Source organism: Corynebacterium sp. MSK150, from assembly GCF_030229215.1.
GTDB lineage: Bacteria > Actinomycetota > Actinomycetes > Mycobacteriales > Mycobacteriaceae > Corynebacterium.
In genome coordinates, this window is the sequence record NZ_JASPHM010000006.1 from 57,161 (window position 1) to 77,169 (window position 20,009).

Below are 20,009 nucleotides of genomic sequence, written 5' to 3' on the forward strand. Positions count from 1 at the left end.
GACAGCCATTTATATAAGGGGATCTCAGTAACTGTGCGTTGGCGCTGAGGTGACGGTGAAGTGAATTATGCGTAAATCTTTTCCGGGGTGAAGGTGGCGTGGGCTAAATCGCGTGCTGCGGTGGGGATCGACTACCCTAGGCTAACGTGAGCGAGCAGAAGAATAATGAAGTAAACGATGTCCCTGAGCAGCTGCGCATCCGCCGCGAGAAGCGCGATCGCCTGCTGGAATCCGGCGTAGAGGCCTACCCGGTCACCGTTGAGCGCACCATCTCTTTGAAGGATTTGCGCCACGATTTTCGTGTAGTGGCCGAGGGCGAAGAGCCGGGCACGGAAGAAGGCGTGACCTACCTGGCCCCAGGCGAGGAAACCGAGGTAACCCACGCCATTGCCGGCCGCCTTATCTTTATGCGCAATACCGGCAAGTTGTGCTTTGCCACCCTGCAAGATGGCGACGGCACCCAGGTGCAGGCCATGCTTTCTTTGGCTGAGGTAGGCAAGGAGCGCCTCGACGCTTGGAAGTCCGATGTTGACTTGGGCGATTTCATCTCCGTGCGCGGCCGCGTGATTTCCTCCCGCCGCGGCGAGCTGTCCATCATGGTCTCCGAGTGGACCATGGCCGCTAAGTCCCTGCGCCCGCTGCCGGTGTCCTTCGCCGATATGGCAGAAGATACCCGTGTGCGCCAGCGCTATAACGACCTCATTATCCGCGAAGAGGCCCGCAAGAACGCCATGATCCGCGTGAAGGTCATGCGCGCGCTGCGCAACTACCTGGAAAGCCAGGACTTCGTTGAAATCGAGACCCCGATGCTGCAGACCCTGCACGGTGGCGCGGCCGCTCGCCCGTTTATCACCCACTCCAATGCGCTGGATATTGACCTCTATCTGCGCATTGCGCCGGAGCTGTACTTGAAGCGTGCCGTCGTCGGCGGCATTGACCGCGTCTTCGAAATCAACCGAAACTTCCGCAACGAGGGCGTGGACCGTTCTCACTCGCCGGAGTTCGCCATGCTCGAGACCTACGCTGCATGGGGGGACTACGACGATTGCGCCCGCATGACGCGCGAGTCCATCCAGGCCGTAGCCCGCGACGTCTTTGGCTCCACCACCGTCACCCTGGCGGATGGCACCGAGTTCGACTTCGGCGGCGAAGAGTGGCCCGAAATCGAGATGTACCCTTCCCTCAATGAGGCCCTGCAGCGCAAGTTCCCGGGCCAGCCGGAGGTCACCATCGATACCGACGTCGAGACGCTCAAGGGCATTGCAGACGTCATCGGCCTTGACGTCCCCAAGGATGGCGGCTGGGGCCACGGCAAGCTAGTGGAGGAAATCTGGGAGGTCCTGTGCGAGGACCAGCTGGAAGGCCCCATCTTTGTCAAGAATTTCCCGGTTGAGACCTCCCCACTGACCCGTCAGCACCGTTCCAAGCCGGGCGTGACCGAGAAGTGGGATCTCTACGTCCGCGGCTTTGAGCTGGCAACCGGCTACTCCGAGCTGGTGGACCCGGTTATTCAGCGCGAGCGCTTTGAGGACCAGGCCCGCCTGGCCGCCGGTGGCGATGACGAGGCCATGGTGCTGGACGAGGACTTCCTTGCTGCAATGGAGCAGGGCATGCCGCCTACGGCCGGCACCGGCATGGGCATGGACCGCCTGCTGATGGCCCTGACCGGCCTGGGCATCCGCGAAACCGTGCTCTTCCCACTGGTTAAACCAGAGCAGAAGTAGCCGCTCAGCGGCCAATCGCTAGCCGTCAGCCCATGAGGCTGGCGGCTTTTGCCGTACCTGGGCTAGTGCGAAAGCGGCCCGGCGGATTTATCACCACGCAGGCGCTTAATAATGTTCTCGGCCGAAATCAGACACATCGGCACGCCCACGCCCGGGACGGTGGTCGCACCCGCGTAGTAGAGGCCGCCGACCTTGCGCGAGGCGTTGCGCCCGCGCAAGAACGCCGATTGCCGCAGCGTGTGCGCGGGCCCAATAGAACCGGCCGACCAGGCATGGTAGCGCTCGGCAAAATCGGCCGGGCCGAGCGTGCGCTTGACGACGACCCTGTCTACCAAATCCGGCACCCCGGCCGTGGCTGCGATGTGGTCGAGGGCGGCGTCGGCAATCGCGGCAACGCGCTCGGATTCCTCTGCGTGGTAGGCATTGCCGAACCCGGGCGCCTCCGAGGCCGGCACTGGCACCAGAATGAAGAGGTTTTCGTAGCCCGTGGGCGCTACGTTCGGGTCGGTGGCCGAGGTCTTGGACACGTAGATGGACTGCGAGGCACCCAACGGCCGGGAAGGCTCCGGACCGGAATAGACGGCGCGGAAATCCGGATCCCAATCCTGACTAAAAAGCAGCGTATGGTGCGCTAGTTCTGGCAGCTCGCCCTTTACGCCGGCCAAAACGAGCACGGTGCCCAGACCTGGATTGCGCCGGCCCCAGTAGCGCTCCGGGTAGGTGCGCAGCTGTGGTGGCAATAATTGGGTCTCGGTGTGGTGCACGTCCGCCGCCGAGACCACAATATCGGCGTGGATAGCGCCCTTTTTCGTGCGCACGCCCGTGACCTGACGATTGGCGACCTTGATGGAAGTAACCTCCTCGCCCAAGCGGAAGCTGGCGCCGAATTTCTGTGCCTGCCGGTAGATGGCCTGGACCACGGCCGCGAACCCACCCTGCGGGTAGCGAACGCCCTCCACCAAGTCGGTGTGGCTCATCAAGGAATACAGTGCCGGTGCAGCGGCCGGCTCGGAGGACAAAAAGACCGCCGGGTAACTCAAGATTTGGCGCAGGCGGGCATCAGAAAACGTCCGGCCCACATGTTGCTTTAGGTTCGCCGTAAGCAACGCCACCAACTGGGAAAGCCGGCTGCGGATATCGCGGTGCACCAGGTTCAGCGGCGCGGAGAAGGTGGTGTAAAGGAAGTGCTTAAGCGCCATCTCGTAGGTATCGCTGGCCTGCGCTAAGTACTCGCGAACTTTCTCCCCCGCGCCGGGCTCGAGTGACTCGAAAAGCGCGGTGACTTCCTCGATGCCGGAGCGTACATCCACCGGCGTATCGCCATGAAAGACGCGGTAGGCGGGGGAGAGGTCGACCAAGTCCAGCTCCGCCTCGGTGGAGGTGCCGCACAGCGCAAAGAAGTGATCGAATGCCTCGGGCATGAGGTACCACGACGGGCCGGTATCCCAGCGGAAGCCAGCCTCCGCAAAGCTGCCGGCGCGCCCGCCTACCTCATCCAGCGAGTCCACAACGGTGACCTCGTAGCCCTCGCGGCCGAGCAAAGCGGCGGTGGCGAGTCCGGCGATGCCGGCTCCAATGACGACGGCGTGCATGACGTTCTCCTTAGTTTTCGGCCGTGGGCGATGTCTGGCTGCTGTGGCCGCGACGGTGCACCGCGCGGGCCGCGAGCCAAGCCTTGGTGTGGTTCGGAACGGATACCCGCGTAGTGGCAAGCGCCGTAGCTGGAGTGGCGGCAAGGCGATTGGTGAGCTCAGCAAAGATATCCGCCGCCGCGCTCACCCCCACCCGTGCAGAGGCCGGCAGCAAGTCGATGGTGAGCGCGGCGGCGGCGAGCTCTCGGCGGATCTCTGCGATAAGCGCGGACTTGGTGGCCTCATTAATTCGTCCCGATGGGGCCTGCTGAAAATAGGTGCGACCTAAAGTTGAGCTGTCTTCGCCTAGGTCACGAAGGAAATTAATCTTCTGAAAGGCTGACCCTAGCGCGCGGGCACCGCGCTCCATGGCGGCGCGGTCGGTGGGGGAGACGTCCTCCTCGGCCAAGAAAATTTGCAGGCACAATAGCCCAATGGCTTCCGCTGAGCCGTAGATATAGTCCTGTAGCTCCGACGGGGAATATTCGCGATGGGTCAGGTCCGCGCGCATGGAGCTAAAGAAGGCCGCAAGATGCTCCTCGTGGAAGCCGCAGCGGCGAGCGGTGATGGCATAAGAGTGCACAATCGGGTCGGTGTGCAGTCGCTGCTGCGGCGCGGCCAAGATGGTCTGCTCGTAGGCATCCAGCGCGGCGGCGGGGTCGGTGTGGGCTTGGGCTGCGGCGCCGTCGACAAGCTCATCTGCAATGCGCACCACCGCGTACAGGTGGCGGATATCGGCGCGCACCCGCCCGCGCAAAAGCCGCGTGGCCAGGGAGAAACTGGTGGAATACTGCCCCATAACCTGCGCGGCCGCGCGGGAGGCCGCTTGGTCATAGCGAGTCAACATATCTGTCAACGTAGCACGTGCTGAGCGGAGGGCTTCTAGGGACGCTGGCTTCTTAGCACTCGAACTCTTGACTGTTCGAGTATCCAGGAGGCCGCTTCCGGGGAGATCCAGGAACAAACTTTGTGAAGTGCTGTTGATATGTTGTCCAATTCCTTCTCTTCCATGCCGTGGCAGTCTCTAATGATGGGTTCATGGTGGGCTGCTCTGTTTCGAAAGGTGTAAATGGTTTGTACTTGAGCCTCGAAATCCTTTCGGGAAACCCGTGAGGAAAAGGTGGAGTGAAGGCATGGCCATATCGTCGTCTGATAAGTCGTGGTCAACAGGTATCGCCAGAAATCAAAATTCAATTCTGCGATTACCTTTCCTGTGTTCCGATTCTTATTGAAATTGGTGCGTCTCTGGGCTTTTGTTATTGCTTTCTTAGATTGGGAAGTGAAAGGAATTTTTGGGGAGTCAAACCACTCGGGGCCGTACTTGGCCGAGAGTGCTGTGTCTATGTGGTTCCTCAGAAGTACCTCAGCGTGCTGAATATCTTCTAGGAATGCTTTCGAGACGCGAGTGTTCCATAGATAAAGAGCCGCCGGGTCAGGATGATCGAGAAACCTTTTCATTCGGGGAGCTGAAAACCATTCAATTAGCTGGCGGTGGGTAGCTGATTGTGGCGTCATGGCTCCCATGGTAGTGTCGCATTTGAAAGCCCCAGAGCGATCCCTGCAGGTCATCTGCACATCACTGGGGTTATTGTTTTAGCGGTTCGTGGCGCGTGGCTGCCCCTCGGCAAAGCCGGCGGCGGACTGCACGCCCACGGTGGCGCGCTCGCGGAAGGCGGCTAAGGAATCGGCGCCGGCGTAGGTGCACGAGGAACGCACGCCAGAGACAATCCGGTCCACCAGGTGCTCCACGCCGCCGTGCTCGGGGTCGAGGTAGATGCGAGAGGTAGAAATGCCCTCTTCGAACATCTCGCGGCGGGCGCGTTCAAAGGCCTCGGTATCGGAATTGCGGCCGCGCACCGCCCGGCGCGAAGCCATACCGAAGGATTCTTTATAAAAGGCGCCGTCGGCATCCTTGTGCAGGTCACCTGGGGATTCAAAGGTGCCGGCGAACCAGGAGCCGATCATGACATTGGAGGCACCCGCGGCAAGTGCGAGGGCGACATCACGCGGGTCGCGTACACCGCCGTCGGCCCAAACATGGGCGCCAACCTCGCGGGCGGCCGCGGCGCACTCTAGGACGGCCGAGAACTGCGGGCGGCCCACGCCAGTCTGCATGCGGGTGGTGCACATCGCGCCCGGGCCCACACCGACCTTGATAATGTCCGCGCCTGCCGCGGCCAGCTCGCGTACACCCTCGCCCGTGACGATATTGCCGGCAGCAATGGGAAGTCCCAGATCCAGCGCCTTAACCTTGCGCAGCGCGGTGAGCATGCTTTCCTGGTGGCCGTGTGCAGTATCGATGACGAGGACGTCAGCACCGGCCTCCGCTAGAGCACGGGCGCGACCTTCCACGTCACCGTTGATGCCCACCGCAGCACCGATGTGTAAGCGGCCTTGCTTGTCGACGCCGGGCCTATACATCTTCGCCCTCACCGCGCCCTTCCTCGTGAGGATTCCGGCCAAGGTGCCATCCGGGTTGACCACTGGCGCCAGCTTGCGGGAGGTTTTGCGCAGCTTGGTAAAGGCCTCCTGTGGGTCAATGCCCACCGGCAGCGTGACCAAGTCGGTGGTCATCAATTGGCCAACGGCGGTGAAGTTATCCTGTCCGCGCAGGTCCTTCGGCGTGATGATGCCGATGGGCATGTCCCCCTCGACCACAATGGCGGCACCATGGGCGCGCTTGTGCAAAAGATTGCTGGTATAGCCCACGGTGTGGTGCGGCTTGACGGTAATTGGGGTGTCATAGACCAAGTCCGCCGCCTTCACAGAGGCGATGGTTTCTGCGGCCGCTTCTAAAGAGAGGTCCTGTGGCAGGATGGTCAGCCCGCCGCGCCGGGCGATGGTCTCGGCCATGCGGCGCCCGGCCACGGCGGTCATATTGGCCACGATGAGCGGGATGGTATTTCCGGTGCCGTCCTCAGTGGTGAGGTCTACCGATTGGCGCGAGCCCACCTCGGAGTGGCTCGGGACCATAAATACGTCGGAGTAGGTCAATTCGTACGGCGGGTGGGAATCGTTGAGAAAACGCACTGGGGTGTACCTCGCTTTAGGCTCGGGTGGCGCGGTCTCACCGCGCGGATGAAGACACTAAAATTATACTCCTCGACTTTCCCCGCACCCGCGGCCTCAGTATCCTGTCTGGGTGTCTCAGAAACCAGATCCCCACATTTCCGCAGAGGTAAAAATCAACCTCACCATCCTCGTCCTCGGCGCGATGGTGATGATCCTGAACGAGACCGCCCTGTCGGTGGCGCTGCCCACCATCATGGCGGACTTTGGCATCCCCGCGACCTCCGCCCAGTGGCTGCTTACCGGTTTCCTCCTCACCATGGGCGTGGTTATCCCAACCACCGGCTTTCTTATGGATAAGTTCACCACCCGGCAGATCTTCTTGGCATCGTCGGGCGTTTTTCTTGCCGGTACGGTGTTGGCGGCGCTCGCCCCGGCCTTCGGCGTGCTGCTGGTGGGCCGCGTATTCCAGGCGGCCGGCACCGCCTTGATGATCCCAACCCTGATGACGGTGGCGATGACCCTCGTCCCGCCGCAGCGCCGCGGCAGCGTCATGGGCATTATCTCCGTGGTCATTTCCGTGGCCCCAGCGCTCGGACCCACGGTAGGTGGCTTCGTGTTGAGCATGTCTAGCTGGCACGTCATCTTCTGGACCATGGTGCCGCTGCTTGGCCTCATCTGCGCCGCCGGCTATTTCCGCCTGGTCAACGTGGGAGATAAGCGCGATACCCCGCTGGATTTCCCGTCCGTCGTCCTGTCCGTCATCGCCTTTGGCGGATTGGTCTACGCCGTATCGTCCCTGGAAAACATGCTGGAGGGCGATGGCCTGGTAGACATCGTTGTTCTCATCGTCGGCCTCGTGGCTTTGGCGCTTTTCACCCGCCGTCAGCTGCGCTTGGCCAAGGACAATCGCGCCCTTTTGGATATGCGCCCGTTTACGGTTCCCAACTTCACCGTGGCGGTACTGGGCATGCTGCTTATGTTTGGGCTATTGCTCGGCGTGGTCAATATCCTGCCCATCTACCTGCAGACCTCTCTGGCGGTAAGTTCGCTGGTCACCGGGCTCGTTGTCATGCCTGGCGGCTTGCTCCAAGGCGGCATCTCGCCGATGGTCGGCCGCCTCTATGACATCCACGGGCCCCGTCCACTCATGATCCCCGGCGCCCTGCTCCTAGCCGCGGGCACGTGGCTGATGACCCTGCTCAACGAGGACAGTGCGGTATGGATGGTCATTGGCATGCATATCCTTTTTGCCCTGGGCATTGCGCTCATGATGACGCCGCTGATGACGACGTCCCTGGCCTCCCTGCCAGACGAGCTCTACTCGCACGGCTCCGCCATCCTCAATACCCTGCAGCAGCTGGCGGGCGCGGCTGGCACTGCCTTCCTGATGACCTTCCTGACCCGTGGCACCAAGTCCGGTGCGGCCCAAGGCATGAACGAGGCAGCCGCGACGGCTCACGGCGCACACTGGGCTTTCCTTTTTGCCGGCGTGCTTTCGCTGGTGGTCGTCGTACTCGCTCCGTTCCTCAAGCGCGTGCCCTCCGGGGAATAGGCACGAGGACAAATTAAGAGGCGCACAGCGGCAGGTTCAGCCGCTCCTCTTCAGCCTTATCGCCCCACACCAGGAATGCGGACTGGGTGCCTTCCACGGCCATCACGTAGGTCGGAACATCCGCGGTGGTCTCAAAGCTTTGGATGGTGCATTGGTCATTGGAAAGCTCGACCGGTTCGGCGTCGGGAAGCATGGCATCGCGCTCCTCCACGCTGGGGTAGTAGGTCACGATGTAGTTGAACCCATCGCCCACGCAGGAAATCTTGGCCTCCTGGCCAGGCTCCGGCTCGCGCGAGGAGCACTTAGCCCCATCGAAGCCGTCCTGGCCGCTGCGGGAGCCCACCAAGTCCGGATACGCATCCGCGAGGTTTTGCTCCTTATCATTCCAGCTGGGGTAGTACAGGAAGAACCACAGCGCGGCCGCAGCAGCAATCGCGGCCACCGCCAGCACCGTGATGAGCGCAATGAGCCCGCCCTTGCCCTTCTTCTTCGGCGCGGGTGCCAGCGGTTGCTGCGGCTGCGCCATGGGCTGGGCCATTGGTTGCGGCTGCGGCTGTTGCGGCGGAGCAAACTGCTGCTGAGGGCGTGGCTCCGGCTCCTGCACGCGGGGAATCTGCGCGGTATCAAACTCGCGCTGCGGGCGCAGGTGCTCCACCACATCCTTGGCGCTCTCTGCCGTGCCAGTGGGCTTATACTCCGGGCACTTGCGGGCCACAAGCTCTTCAAACGCCGCTACCGCATCGCCGTGCTCTTCGCCGGACGGACCGGCCGCAGCCAGCACCGAAACCTGGCGTTGCTTATCGACGCCCACCCGGGCCTCCCTTAGCCCATGCACCGCAAAGTCTGCCCGGCCGCGGGAAATTAGGAAGTCCACCGCACCCGCCAGCGGACCAAAGACGTCGGCGGCCTCTTCGCGGCTGAGATTATTGGGCAGCTCAGAAAGCTGGGTTCCGGAAGTCCCTTCGCGCACGATGAATTCCTGCCCGTCCGCAGTGGTGCCCGTGCCCACCAGCGGCGCGATGGCTGGGTGGCGCAACCCATGCAGTGCCGTGGACTTGTCCACCACTCCGGTAATTTCCGGCGCGAAGATTTCCACGCTCAGCTGCTGGTGCGTGCTTCCATCTTCGACCACAAAGAGGGCAGACGATGGCGCCTCATCCAACACGGCCAATTCGTGCAGGTTGTGCTGGGTGGCAAAGAACTCAGGAAGCTGGGGCACGGTCGCGACGTCCTTAAATAGTGGGGAAGGGCAGGGAACAAAAACGATTCTAGATTACATGCCCATGCCCCTGTTCGCTACCGGCGTACACCCGTGTGAGCTGCGAATATGGTGGATTCTGTCGGTATTGCGGGCATCTGGGAACAAAACCGGAAATTATCGGCGGACTGCCGCGTTAGAGTGGGTATCACATTAGAAGCGAAAGTATAGGGGAATCATGTTCGAGAGGTTTACCGATCGTGCTCGCCGCGTCATCGTTTTGGCGCAGGAAGAAGCACGCATGCTTAACCACAATTACATCGGCACCGAGCACATCCTGCTCGGCCTTATCCATGAGGGCGAAGGCGTAGCCGCCAAGGCGCTGGAATCCATGGGTATCTCCCTGGAGGATGTCCGCCGCGAGGTCGAGGAAATCATCGGCCAGGGCAGCCAGCCGCACACCGGCCACATCCCCTTTACCCCACGCGCCAAGAAGGTCTTGGAGCTTTCCCTGCGCGAAGGTCTGCAGATGGGGCACAAGTACATTGGTACTGAGTTCTTGCTATTGGGTCTCATCCGCGAGGGCGACGGCGTCGCCGCCCAGGTGCTGACCAAGCTCGGCGCCGACCTGCCGCGCGTGCGCCAGCAGGTTATCCAGCTGCTGTCCGGTTATGAGGGCGGCCAGCAGGAGGGTGGTTCCTCCAACGGCCAGGGCTCCGGTCCGGTCGGCGCGGGTGCTGGTGCAGGTGCCGGCGCGGGCGGCCGTGGTGGCTCCGGCGGCTCCGGCGAGCGTTCCAATTCCCTGGTGCTCGACCAGTTCGGCCGCAACCTCACCCAGGCCGCGAAGGACGGCAAGCTCGATCCGGTCGTTGGTCGTGAGTCCGAGGTAGAGCGCATCATGCAGGTGCTGTCTCGCCGTACGAAGAATAACCCGGTCCTCATCGGTGAGCCGGGCGTTGGTAAGACCGCCGTCGTCGAGGGCTTGGCGCTCGACATCGTCAACGGCAAGGTTCCGGAGACCCTCAAGGATAAGCAGCTTTACTCGCTGGACTTGGGCTCCCTGGTTGCCGGCTCCCGTTACCGCGGTGACTTTGAGGAACGCCTGAAGAAGGTGCTCAAGGAGATTAACCAGCGCGGCGACATCATCTTGTTCATCGATGAGATCCACACCCTGGTTGGTGCTGGTGCTGCTGAAGGCGCCATCGATGCAGCCTCGCTGCTCAAGCCGAAGCTAGCTCGTGGCGAGCTGCAGACCATCGGTGCTACGACCCTTGAGGAATACCGCAAGCACATCGAAAAGGATGCCGCCTTGGAGCGCCGCTTCCAGCCGGTCAAGGTGGAGGAGCCTTCCCTGGATGACACCTTCTTGATCCTGAAGGGCCTGCGCGATAAGTACGAGGCGCACCACCGCGTGTCCTACACCGATGAGGCGCTGCATGCTGCAGCTTCCCTCTCGGATCGCTACATCAATGACCGTTTCTTGCCGGATAAGGCCGTTGACCTCCTCGATGAGGCTGGCGCCCGCATGCGTATCAAGCGCATGACCGCGCCGAAGGGCCTGCGCGAGGTTGATGACCGCATCGCTGAGGTCCGCAAGGAAAAGGAAGCGGCCATTGATGCCCAGGACTTTGAGAAGGCAGCCGGCCTGCGCGATAAGGAGCGCAAGCTGGGCGAGGAGCGCGCGGAGAAGGAAAAGCAGTGGCGCTCTGGCGACCTTGAGGAAATCGCCGAGGTAGGCGAGGACCAGATCGCCGAGGTTCTGGCGCACTGGACCGGCATCCCTGTACTGAAGCTGACGGAGAAGGAATCCAACCGCCTGCTCAACATGGAAGAGGAGCTGCACAAGCGCATTATTGGCCAGGACGAGGCGGTCAAGTCCGTCTCCCGCGCCATCCGCCGCACCCGTGCAGGCCTCAAGGATCCGCGCCGCCCGTCCGGTTCCTTCATCTTCGCCGGCCCGTCCGGTGTGGGTAAGACCGAGCTGTCGAAGTCCCTGGCTAACTTCCTCTTCGGTTCGGATGATGACCTCATCCAGATCGATATGGGTGAGTTCCACGATCGCTTCACCGCCTCCCGTCTCTTCGGTGCGCCTCCGGGATATGTCGGCTACGAAGAGGGTGGCCAGCTGACCGAGAAGGTTCGCCGTAAGCCGTTCTCTGTTGTGCTTTTCGATGAGATCGAGAAGGCCCACAAGGAGATTTACAACACCCTCCTGCAGGTGCTGGAAGATGGCCGACTTACTGACGGCCAGGGTCGCGTCGTCGACTTCAAGAACACTGTTCTCATCTTCACCTCGAACCTGGGCACCCAGGACATCTCGAAGCCAGTGGGCTTGGGCTTTACTGGTTCCTCCGAAAACGATGCGGATGCCCAGTACGACCGGATGAAGCAGAAGGTCAACGACGAGCTGAAGAAGCACTTCCGCCCAGAGTTCTTGAACCGTATCGATGACATCGTCGTCTTCCACCAGCTCACCCAGGAGCAGATTGTGGAGATGGTCGAGCTGCTCATCGGCCGCGTGGCCAAGCAGCTGGATGAGCGCGATATGGGCATCGAGCTCACGCAGAAGGCCAAGGACCTGCTGGCTAAGCGCGGCTTCGACCCGGTATTGGGTGCTCGTCCGCTGCGCCGCACCATCCAGCGCGAGATCGAGGATCAGCTCTCTGAGAAGATCCTCTTCGGCGAAATCGGCGCCGGCGAGATCATCACCGTCGACGTCGAAGGTTGGGACGGCGAGTCCAAGGACAACACGGGTGCGAAGTTCACCTTCAGCCCGCGCCCGAAGCCTCTGCCGGAGGATACCGAGGAGCCGCAGCTTGACGACGCCGAGGTGCGCGAAAACGACGCCGACTCCACCGATGCCGGCGAGCCCGACACCATCACCCCGGATGTTCCGGGCGATGGCGGCTCCACCGCCGCCGGAACCGACCTAGAGTCCGGCTCTGGTTCCGACTCCGATGACGACGGCCACAACCCGCCGCCAGCAGGCGCCGGCCAGCCGATGTAACTCTGGGCAACGATTAAAGCCACCCAGCACTTCGCTTTCTGCGAGATTGGGTGGCTTTTGTGTGCGGTTCCGAGGGGTCGGACGCCATTTAGCCAGCACAATTAGATGGCGCCGGTTTTCCGTTGAAGCGATCGAAGAGGTACTTCAAGCCCACCGGGATATTGACGTAAAGCGGCAGCGCGTGGTCGGCGCCAGCGCCCGGGATGGTCGCGGTGCCGGGCGCGGCCATGAAATCTACGGTTCCGCCCATCTGGCAGTAGGCTCCTGCGACGGCGCGGACCTGCTCGTGCGGGATGAGGTCATCGTGCGGCGAGCTGGCGATCATCGCCGGGCCCTTGAGAGGGTGCTTGCCCTGATTCTGCCGTAGCAAGGTTTCCTTGATGACGGGCTTGCGCTCTACGAGTTCGGATAGCGATTCCCCGGTGCGGGTGAGTTGGCGAGTGTTGGTAAAGCCCCACATGAGGATGGAATCGCCGGTACAGGTGGTAGCCGCGGAGCGCAGAAAGTCGATGCCGCGGGGATTTAATTCTTCAAGGACCGCATCGCGGAATTTGGGGTCACGCTCAGCAAAGCCGTTGATGGCGTAGCCCAGCACGTGGACGATGGAAGAGCCGTCGATGGCCTTCATGACCTTGGGCAGGTCAGCCGGCGGGGCGCCGGAGTAGGTTCCGGCCACGTTCAATTCGGGTGCATAAGAGCCGGCGAATTCCGCAGCGGCTAGCGAAGCGCCGCCGCCCTGCGAGTAGCCCGCAAACCCAATAGGGGAGTCCTGCGGAGCGCGCGCCAGCTCCAGGCCGGAGCGGGCGGCATCAAGCATGGCGTGTGCTTCTTCAATGTGATTAACGTAGGTGTGGTGCCCAGGCATACCGAGTCCGATAAGGTCCGCGACGATGACGCGAGCGCCATGCTGGAGTGCGCCCATATAGAAGCCGTATTCGTAGTTCGCATTGATAGTAGGGGAGCCGACCTTGCTTAGTCCCACTGAGCCCAGGCCCATGCCGGCGCGCGATGGTGCACACTGGTCTCCTGCGCCGCGAGTGCCGGGCGCAAAGATGATGGTGGGCCGCTCCCCCTTGCCGCGCCACGGCGCATTTGGCTCGTACAAGGTGGCTGAGGCCTGGACTGGCTTGCCGCCATCCGTGGTGGTGTCGTAGGTGAACGCCTGGCCGCGGCCGATGCCATCGAGTACGTGCGGCGAAGGCCGAGTCGAGGTTACCGCCGCATTTGCGGCCGGCGGCAGCAGGAGGGAGCCGAGGATTAGTGAACAAACTGTGAGGAGTCTCATACAAATCTTTTCCATGCCCAAAACCTACTGCGCAGTAGGAACGGTGGAAGTGGAATTGCTAAAATAAATGCTCATGGGACTTCAGTATCGTTCAAGAAAAAAGACCGGCAAGAATAGCTGGATCAACGTCTCCGGATCCGGCGCGTCGATGTCTACCAAGGTAGGACCGGTCACCTTCAATTCCCGCGGCGGCATGTGGGTGAACCTGCCGGGCGGATTCAATTTCCGCGGCCGCTGGCGTTAACCAGATCACACCCTGCGGATCGCGACCTGCGATTATAGCCGACCATTATTAACCCCCTAAATAGGGAGGTGGAACAGGCCGGCGTCGTTTTGCTCGGCGAGGCCGTCGGCAAGCAGCGAAGCCAACGCCCGGGAGCGCTGCGCCGCATCGGGCCAGACAACGTCAATCTCGGACTGTGGCACCGGCCGCTCCGCCGCGCGCAGAACGTCCAGAATCTTGCCGCGCACCTGTCGGTCCGTGCCGACGAATTTTTGCACGCGCTTTTTTGCCCGTGCCTGCTCCTCTGCACTGGGCTGCGGCCGGCCAGCGAGCTGCCACGCACAGCTCGCGCGCAGCGGACACTGCTCGCAGGAAGGATTCTTCGCCGTGCACACCAGCGCTCCCAATTCCATGAGCGCGGCCGAAAAACGCGGCCCGTTCTCGGCCGGCAACAGCTCCGCTACGGCCGCCAACTCCCGCTTCGACGGTTGCGGTGCCAAGAACCTACCGTCCTCCGCGCGCGCATACACTCGGCGCACATTGGTATCGACCACCGGTACGTTGACCCCATAGTGGAAGCAGGCCACGGCGCGCGCGGTGTAGTCACCGATGCCCGGCAGGCGCAGCAGCTTATCGACGTCCGCCGGTACCTCGCCCTCGCCAATGGCCGCCGCGCACTCCCACAGGCGCAGCGCGCGCCGCGGATAGCCCAGCTTGCCCCAGGCGCGCAGTACTTCTGCCCGGGTGGCCTGAGCAAAGTCCGCCGGGGTGGGCCAGCGCCGCATCCATTCCTCCCACACCGGAGCCACGCGCGCGACCGGCGTCTGCTGGCTCATGACCTCGCTGAGCAGCACACCCCACGCGCTCGTGCCAGGCCGGCGCCACGGCAGGTCGCGTTCATTGGCATCGAACCAGGAAAGAAGAGCTTGCGAATCCATCGTGGGAGATAGTCTAGGGCATTAGAATGTGGCCTATGCCTTTACGTAATGTTGCCCACGAACCGCAGGCCGTATGGGAGGCCCTCCAGGCGGGAAATCAGCGCGTGCTGGACGGCGAGACCGTCGACGTGCGCGAGATTTATAACCGCGAGGGCCTAACTCACGGCCAGGATCCCCGCGTGGTGGTCATTTCCTGTTCCGATTCCCGCGCCCCTATCGAGCACGTTTTCAACATCGGCTTCGGCGATGCCTTTGTCATCCGCACCGCGGGCCACATTCTTGACGACGCCGTCCTGGCCTCCCTCGACTACGCCCTCGCCGCCCTCAAGCCCAACCTGCTGGTGGTCCTCGGCCATCAATCTTGTGGCGCGGTCGGCGCGGCTACCGGTTTCGTGGCCGGCGGCGAACTGCCCACCGGCCTGCAGCGACCCATTATCGAGAAGGTCGCCGCCTCCGCGCTGGTGGCGGGCCCGAATGCCACGACTGACGACGTCGAGCGGGAACACACCCGCCAGACCGTCGCCCAGCTGGTGGCCAGCGTGCCCAACGTGCGCCGCCTATTAGACGAGCGCGTCCTGGGCGTTATTGGCGCGCGTTACCTGCTGGAAGACTCTAGCGTGGAAACCCTGCAGACCTTCGGGGTGGAATAACCCAGCCTGACACGCGGCGCGGGCTTAGCGCACCGGCCCGCGCACACCGCTTAAAATTGACAGCGTGACGCAGAAAAAGCCCCTACCTGAAGAGATCTACAAGCGACGCCGCGTGGCGGCGCTCATCATCGTGCTCGTTCTGGCCGTGGTGCTGATCTGGGCGGCCGTGGCCGCCTTCGGGGGTAGCAGCGATGAGCCGGCCGATACCGCCGCCCCTGCGCCCACGCCGGAGCAGACCTCGTCTTCTGCCGCCCCGGAGACCTCTGAAGCTGCCTCGGAGACGGCTGCGGAGGCGTCGGCCGAGGGGGCGTCGGAAAGCAAGGCGGCCGAAAGCGAACCGTCGAGCGCTGCGCCTGCAAGCTCCGAAGCAGCAAAGAAGACCTGCGACCTCGCGGACCTCGACGTGCGCACCTCCATGCTGAACTATTCCGTTCCGGAAGGCGAGCTGCCGAAGTTCTTCATGACGGTCACCAACCCCACGGCCGCGGACTGCAAAATCGACCTGGACAAGAACCTGCTGCGCTTCGAGGTCTACAAGATGGCCGATAACCAGCGCGTGTGGTCCGATACGGATTGCTACGCCTCCGTGCAGACCGGCTCGCAAACCTTCCCGGCCGGCAAGGACGTGAAATTCGAGGCCGAATGGTCCCGCCAGGCCTCCAAGCCGGGCGAGTGCACCGATCGCCCCGCGGCCGAACCTGGGGCCTACTTCGCCCACACCGTCATCGGCGATAACTCCTCCCCGCCGCAGGACTTCACGCTGCGCTAGGCGCTATTCCGACACCGCGGCGATGGCCTGCCCCAGCGTCCCAGCCTGGTGCACGCGCATGCCCTCTACCGGCTCGATATCCCCGCGCGGGACAATCGCGTTCTTGTAGCCCAGCCGCGCGGCCTCCATCAAGCGCCGCTCCACATTGGGCACCGGCCGCAACTCGCCGGCCAGGCCCACCTCGCCGATGACCACCGTCTTGGCCGGCAGCGGCTGCTCGTGCAGCGAGGACCACGTTGCCAGCGCCACCGCCAGATCCGTGGCGGTTTCCGTAATCCGCATGCCACCCACCGTGGCGACATAAGCATCCTTATCGTTGGTGCGTTGGCCGGCGCGTGCCTGCAGCACCGCAAGCACCATCGGCACGCGGTTGGAGTCCAGCCCGGTCACCACGCGCCGCGGGTTCTTCGCCACCGGATCCACCGTCAGCGCCTGCACCTCCGCGAGGATCGGCCGCACGCCGTCCATCGCGACCGTTACGGCCGAGCCATCCGGCGTCGTGCCGCGGTGCGAGAGAAACAGCCCGGAAGGGTCTGCGACTTCCCGAATGCCGCCGGCCGTCTGCTCAAAACACCCCACCTCATCGGTGGCGCCAAAGCGATTCTTGATGCCGCGCAGCATACGCAGGCTGGATTGGCGGTCGCCCTCGAAGTTTAAGACGACGTCGACAAGATGCTCCAACACGCGCGGGCCGGCCACGTTGCCGTCTTTGGTCACGTGGCCCACCAGGAGCACCGGAATGCCGGTGGACTTCGCCAGTGAGGTCAGCGCGGCCGTCACCGCGCGCGATTGTGCCACGCCGCCCGATACGCCCTCCACGCCCACGGCGTGCATTGTCTGCACCGAATCGACGATGATAAGGCTCGGCTTGAGCTTATCCACGTGCCCAAAGACCGCGTCCAGGTTGGACTCGGCCGCCAAGTACAGCGATTCCTGCAGCGCCCCGGTGCGTTCGGCGCGGGAGCGGACCTGGCCGGCGGATTCCTCGGCCGTCGCGTAGAGCACGGTGCGGCCGAGCTGGGCCCACCGCGAGGCTACTTCCAGCAGCAGCGTAGATTTGCCCACGCCGGGCTCGCCGGCCATAAGCACCACCGAACCCGGCACGATGCCGGTTCCAAGCACGCGGTCGAGCTCGCCGATGCCGGTGCGCACCGTCTTTGTCGCCTGCGCCCCAATCTTGGTAATCGGCTGCGCCGGGCTGGACGGCGCTACGCCCTTGCTTGCCGACGCCCCCGCAGCCCCCGGCCCGGCCACCACCGGCGCCCGTTCCTCCAATGTGCCCCAGGACCCGCAGTCGGGGCAGCGCCCGAGCCACTTCGGCGAGACGTAGCCGCATTCGGAACAGGTGTGGATAGGGCGAGATTTCTTGGCCATGGCTTCTAGCCTAAAACACATAAACGCCCCCGGCCCGAAACGGGCTGGAGGCGAGACTTTTGGGCGGTGGGGCTTAGTTCTTTGGAGCCTCGGAGGAGTAGCCCTCGGACGACTCGACGTCGCGGTCGAACTCGCCGGACTGCATCTGGGTGGCGGCAATGGTGGCGTCCACGTCGATGGAACCGTTGGAGAACTCGAAGGTGACTGGGCGGCTGCCGGCGTAGCCGAAGTCATCGTTCTTCAGCGTAGTGGCGATGTACTGGACGGTCTCGGAATCCTGCTGGGTGGTGGCGTCCAGGTTCTTCTGGGAATCCGCGATGATGGACTGGTCGCGGTGCAGCGGCTGAGCCTTGTCCATCTCTACGCGCTGGCCATCGACCTTGACGGACTCCAGGGAGATGACATCGGTATCGTAGCCCTGGTTTACGGCGGTGAACTTCAGAGCAGCGGTGCCGTCCGGTTCTACCAAGATGGTGACATCGCGAACCGCAACCTTGTTGTCTTCCGTGCTTGCAGAAGCGCCATCGACCGCAGCCACCTTGTCGGCGGTCTGGGTGACCTGGCCCGCCGAGCAAGAAGCCAGCGCCAGAGCGGAGACGGCGGTAACGGAAATAATGGCACCGCGGCGGGCGGCGGACTTCAGGGACTGCACGTTGAGCATCCTCCATCAATTGCGATCACAGGGCTTATCAACGCTTTAGCCTAGTCCCTTTCGCATTAAAGTACACAGTTTGTCCCAAACCGGGCGGGTAGACCGTGGGGGTATACGGGGGTATCCGCAGGCGGGGCGGCCGTGCGTGATAAAATAGCGGCCTTAGTCAACCGGGATAAATCGGGAACACAAGGAGTGGCAATGGAGTATAAGGTCGGCGAGGTCGTCGTCTACCCGCACCACGGTGCGGCCGTCATCGAGGATATCGAGACCCGCGAGATGGGCGGCGAGACGCTGGAATACCTGGTGCTGCACATCAACCAGTCCGACCTAGTCGTTCGCGTGCCCATCAAGAACGCCGATAACGTCGGCGTGCGCGACGTCGTGGGCAAGGAAGGCCTGGAAAAGGTCTTTTCCGTGCTGCGTGACGAGGACGTTGAAGAGGCCGGCAACTGGTCCCGCCGTTATAAGGCTAACCAGGAGCGCTTGGCCTCCGGCGATATCAATAAGGTTGCCGAGGTTGTTCGCGACCTGTGGCGTCGCGACCAGGACCGCGGCCTTTCGGCCGGCGAAAAGCGCATGCTGGGCAAGGCCCGCACCATCCTGGTGGGCGAGCTCGCGCTGGCCAAGCCGGTCGATGAGAAAAAGGCCGACACCATGATGGAAGAAATCGATGCCACCATCGAGCGCCACCGCGCGGCCGGATTGGTAGACGATAAGTCCATCACCACCGATATCGACAACGACATCGATCTCGATGACCTCTCCTTCGACGACGAAGACTAAACCGCGCGTCATCGCGCTCATCGCGGCCGCCGGCCAGGGCACCCGCCTCGGTGCCGAGGTGCCGAAGGCGTATGTCGAGCTGCGCGGGCGCACCCTCCTGGAGCGCTCCGTGCGCGCGCTGCTGGCCTCCGGCGTGGTCGATGAGGTCATTGTGCTGGTCAGCCCAGACATGGAGCCTGAGGCCGCCCGCATCATCGGCCGCATCGGCATCGCAGGCGCTCAAGACACCACCAACGCCGCGCCCATCCGCCTCGTACACGGCGGCAGCGAGCGTGCCGATTCCGTGTGGGCCGGCCTGCAAGCAATTCCCGACGATGACGCCGTGGTGCTCATCCACGATGCGGCCCGGGCGCTGACTCCGGCGGCGATGGTGCGGGGCGTCGCCAAGCGCGTGCTCGAAGGTGCCCCCGCGGCCGTGCCGGTTGTTCCCGTGGCCGATACCATCAAGGAAGTCGCGGCTGACGCCGTGGTGAGCACGCCCGACCGCTCCCGCCTGCGCGCCGTGCAAACCCCGCAGGCATTTCGCCTTTCTGCGCTGCGCCAAGCCAACCTGGATTATTGGGCCCAGCGGCCGGAGTTTACCGCCACGGATGACGCCAGCCTCATGGAATGGCACGGCGAGCGCGTGGCAACCGTGCCAGGCGATACCCTGGCGTTCAAAATCACCACGCCCATCGATCTCACCCTGGCCCACGCCCTGACCGAGGAGACCCATGACTAACCCGATTATCCCGCGCGTTGGTATCGCCACCGACGCCCACCAGATCGAGGCCGGCAAGGACTGCTGGATCGCCGGCCTGCTCTTCGAGGGCGTGGATGGCTGCGAGGGCCATTCCGATGGCGACGTCGTAGCGCACGCGCTTGTCGACGCCCTCTTATCCGCCTCCCACCTCGGCGACCTCGGCTCCTTCGTGGGCGTCGGCCGGCCCGAATACGATGGCGTATCCGGAGCGAAACTGCTGCGCGAATGCCGCGAACTGCTCGAATCCGAAGGCTTTATCATCGGCAACGCCGCCGCCCAGCTCATCGGCCAGACCCCCAAGATGGGCCCGCGCCGCGAAGAGGCCGAAGCGGTACTGAGCGAAATCCTTGGTGCCCCCGTGTCCGTCTCTGCTACGACGACGGACCATATGGGGTTTACCGGCCGGAAGGAGGGCCGCGCGGCGGTTGCCACGGCCGTCGTCTGGCGCGCCTAGCCCACCACACTA

Annotated in this window: 17 protein-coding genes; 9 read left to right on the forward strand and 8 right to left on the reverse strand. The window is 63.2% G+C overall.

Going from position 1 to position 20,009, the window contains the following annotated elements:
* Positions 1-146: 146 nt before the first annotated feature.
* Entirely contained in the window at positions 147-1,724 is a 1,578-nt protein-coding gene (gene lysS / locus QP941_RS05230) for a lysine--tRNA ligase (RefSeq protein WP_005325682.1), read from the forward strand.
* A gap of 62 nt (positions 1,725-1,786) precedes the next feature.
* Here lysS and crtI read toward each other — a convergent pair whose 3' ends face one another.
* The 3 genes from crtI to QP941_RS05245 form a co-directional block, all read right to left on the reverse strand.
* Positions 1,787-3,316 (reverse strand): phytoene desaturase family protein, encoded by a 1,530-nt coding sequence (gene crtI / locus QP941_RS05235; RefSeq protein WP_284868260.1) that lies wholly within the window; start codon positions 3,314-3,316, stop codon positions 1,787-1,789.
* Positions 3,317-3,326: 10 nt separating this feature from the next.
* Positions 3,327-4,202, reverse strand: coding sequence for a phytoene/squalene synthase family protein (locus tag QP941_RS05240; RefSeq protein ID WP_284868261.1), 876 nt, complete (start codon positions 4,200-4,202; stop codon positions 3,327-3,329).
* A gap of 746 nt (positions 4,203-4,948) precedes the next feature.
* Entirely contained in the window at positions 4,949-6,385 is a 1,437-nt protein-coding gene (locus tag QP941_RS05245) for a GuaB1 family IMP dehydrogenase-related protein (protein WP_284868262.1), read from the reverse strand.
* A 112-nt stretch (positions 6,386-6,497) separates the two neighbouring features.
* Between QP941_RS05245 and QP941_RS05250 the strand changes: the two genes are divergently transcribed.
* Entirely contained in the window at positions 6,498-7,919 is a 1,422-nt protein-coding gene (locus QP941_RS05250; protein ID WP_284868263.1) for an MDR family MFS transporter, read from the forward strand.
* Between the two features lie 13 nt (positions 7,920-7,932).
* Here the strand turns inward: QP941_RS05250 and QP941_RS05255 are convergent, their stop codons facing one another.
* Positions 7,933-9,138, reverse strand: a complete 1,206-nt coding sequence (locus QP941_RS05255; protein WP_284787324.1) for a serine/threonine protein kinase — start codon at positions 9,136-9,138, stop codon at positions 7,933-7,935.
* A 217-nt stretch (positions 9,139-9,355) separates the two neighbouring features.
* On the opposite strand from QP941_RS05255, the gene QP941_RS05260 reads away from it, so the two are divergent.
* Positions 9,356-12,124, forward strand: coding sequence for an ATP-dependent Clp protease ATP-binding subunit (locus tag QP941_RS05260; RefSeq protein WP_284814431.1), 2,769 nt, complete (start codon positions 9,356-9,358; stop codon positions 12,122-12,124).
* A gap of 88 nt (positions 12,125-12,212) precedes the next feature.
* Here QP941_RS05260 and QP941_RS05265 read toward each other — a convergent pair whose 3' ends face one another.
* On the reverse strand, positions 12,213-13,409 hold the full coding sequence (locus QP941_RS05265) for a lipase family protein (protein ID WP_284868264.1): 1,197 nt from the start codon (positions 13,407-13,409) through the stop codon (positions 12,213-12,215).
* A gap of 73 nt (positions 13,410-13,482) precedes the next feature.
* Between QP941_RS05265 and QP941_RS05270 the strand changes: the two genes are divergently transcribed.
* The gene (locus tag QP941_RS05270) at positions 13,483-13,653 is read left to right on the forward strand and encodes a DUF4236 domain-containing protein (protein WP_080970400.1); all 171 of its coding nucleotides are present in this window, start codon (positions 13,483-13,485) and stop codon (positions 13,651-13,653) included.
* 56 nt (positions 13,654-13,709) lie between these two features.
* Here the strand turns inward: QP941_RS05270 and QP941_RS05275 are convergent, their stop codons facing one another.
* Complete coding sequence (locus tag QP941_RS05275; protein ID WP_005325704.1) at positions 13,710-14,570, reverse strand: iron-sulfur binding domain-containing protein; 861 nt, start codon at positions 14,568-14,570, stop codon at positions 13,710-13,712.
* 35 nt (positions 14,571-14,605) lie between these two features.
* On the opposite strand from QP941_RS05275, the gene QP941_RS05280 reads away from it, so the two are divergent.
* Complete coding sequence (locus QP941_RS05280; protein ID WP_284768851.1) at positions 14,606-15,220, forward strand: carbonic anhydrase; 615 nt, start codon at positions 14,606-14,608, stop codon at positions 15,218-15,220.
* A gap of 64 nt (positions 15,221-15,284) precedes the next feature.
* Positions 15,285-15,989, forward strand: a complete 705-nt coding sequence (locus QP941_RS05285; RefSeq protein ID WP_239278224.1) for a hypothetical protein — start codon at positions 15,285-15,287, stop codon at positions 15,987-15,989.
* Between the two features lie 3 nt (positions 15,990-15,992).
* Here the strand turns inward: QP941_RS05285 and radA are convergent, their stop codons facing one another.
* Both radA and QP941_RS05295 read right to left on the reverse strand, forming a co-directional pair.
* Positions 15,993-17,363 (reverse strand): DNA repair protein RadA, encoded by a 1,371-nt coding sequence (gene radA, locus QP941_RS05290; RefSeq protein WP_284868265.1) that lies wholly within the window; start codon positions 17,361-17,363, stop codon positions 15,993-15,995.
* A gap of 73 nt (positions 17,364-17,436) precedes the next feature.
* A complete protein-coding gene (locus QP941_RS05295) occupies positions 17,437-18,024 on the reverse strand; it encodes a hypothetical protein (RefSeq protein WP_239278222.1) in 588 nt (195 codons plus the stop codon).
* Positions 18,025-18,216: 192 nt separating this feature from the next.
* Between QP941_RS05295 and QP941_RS05300 the strand changes: the two genes are divergently transcribed.
* The 3 genes from QP941_RS05300 to ispF are packed head-to-tail and all read left to right on the forward strand — an operon-like array spanning position 18,217 to position 19,997.
* Positions 18,217-18,801, forward strand: coding sequence for a CarD family transcriptional regulator (locus tag QP941_RS05300; protein ID WP_005325718.1), 585 nt, complete (start codon positions 18,217-18,219; stop codon positions 18,799-18,801).
* On the forward strand, positions 18,773-19,522 hold the full coding sequence (ispD, locus tag QP941_RS05305; RefSeq protein WP_284868266.1) for a 2-C-methyl-D-erythritol 4-phosphate cytidylyltransferase: 750 nt from the start codon (positions 18,773-18,775) through the stop codon (positions 19,520-19,522). The genes QP941_RS05300 and ispD overlap by 29 nt, the downstream gene beginning before the upstream one ends.
* On the forward strand, positions 19,515-19,997 hold the full coding sequence (gene ispF, locus QP941_RS05310; RefSeq protein ID WP_284814421.1) for a 2-C-methyl-D-erythritol 2,4-cyclodiphosphate synthase: 483 nt from the start codon (positions 19,515-19,517) through the stop codon (positions 19,995-19,997). Before ispD ends, ispF begins: the two co-directional genes overlap by 8 nt.
* The last annotated feature ends 12 nt before the right edge of the window (positions 19,998-20,009 follow it).

Excerpts from the sequence above, each read along its gene's own strand:
- QP941_RS05275 (WP_005325704.1), bottom strand. The coding sequence starts at position 14,570 with ATGGATTCGCAAGCTCTTCTTTCCTGGTTCGATGCCAATGAACGCGAC.
- QP941_RS05280 (WP_284768851.1), top strand. The coding sequence starts at position 14,606 with ATGCCTTTACGTAATGTTGCCCACGAACCGCAGGCCGTATGGGAGGCC.
- QP941_RS05265 (WP_284868264.1), bottom strand. The coding sequence starts at position 13,409 with ATGAGACTCCTCACAGTTTGTTCACTAATCCTCGGCTCCCTCCTGCTG.
- crtI (WP_284868260.1), bottom strand. The coding sequence starts at position 3,316 with ATGCACGCCGTCGTCATTGGAGCCGGCATCGCCGGACTCGCCACCGCC.
- QP941_RS05300 (WP_005325718.1), top strand. The coding sequence starts at position 18,217 with ATGGAGTATAAGGTCGGCGAGGTCGTCGTCTACCCGCACCACGGTGCG.
- QP941_RS05260 (WP_284814431.1), top strand. The coding sequence starts at position 9,356 with ATGTTCGAGAGGTTTACCGATCGTGCTCGCCGCGTCATCGTTTTGGCG.
- QP941_RS05240 (WP_284868261.1), bottom strand. The coding sequence starts at position 4,202 with ATGTTGACTCGCTATGACCAAGCGGCCTCCCGCGCGGCCGCGCAGGTT.
- QP941_RS05295 (WP_239278222.1), bottom strand. The coding sequence starts at position 18,024 with ATGCTCAACGTGCAGTCCCTGAAGTCCGCCGCCCGCCGCGGTGCCATT.
- radA (WP_284868265.1), bottom strand. The coding sequence starts at position 17,363 with ATGGCCAAGAAATCTCGCCCTATCCACACCTGTTCCGAATGCGGCTAC.
- ispD (WP_284868266.1), top strand. The coding sequence starts at position 18,773 with ATGACCTCTCCTTCGACGACGAAGACTAAACCGCGCGTCATCGCGCTC.
- ispF (WP_284814421.1), top strand. The coding sequence starts at position 19,515 with ATGACTAACCCGATTATCCCGCGCGTTGGTATCGCCACCGACGCCCAC.
- QP941_RS05270 (WP_080970400.1), top strand. The coding sequence starts at position 13,483 with ATGGGACTTCAGTATCGTTCAAGAAAAAAGACCGGCAAGAATAGCTGG.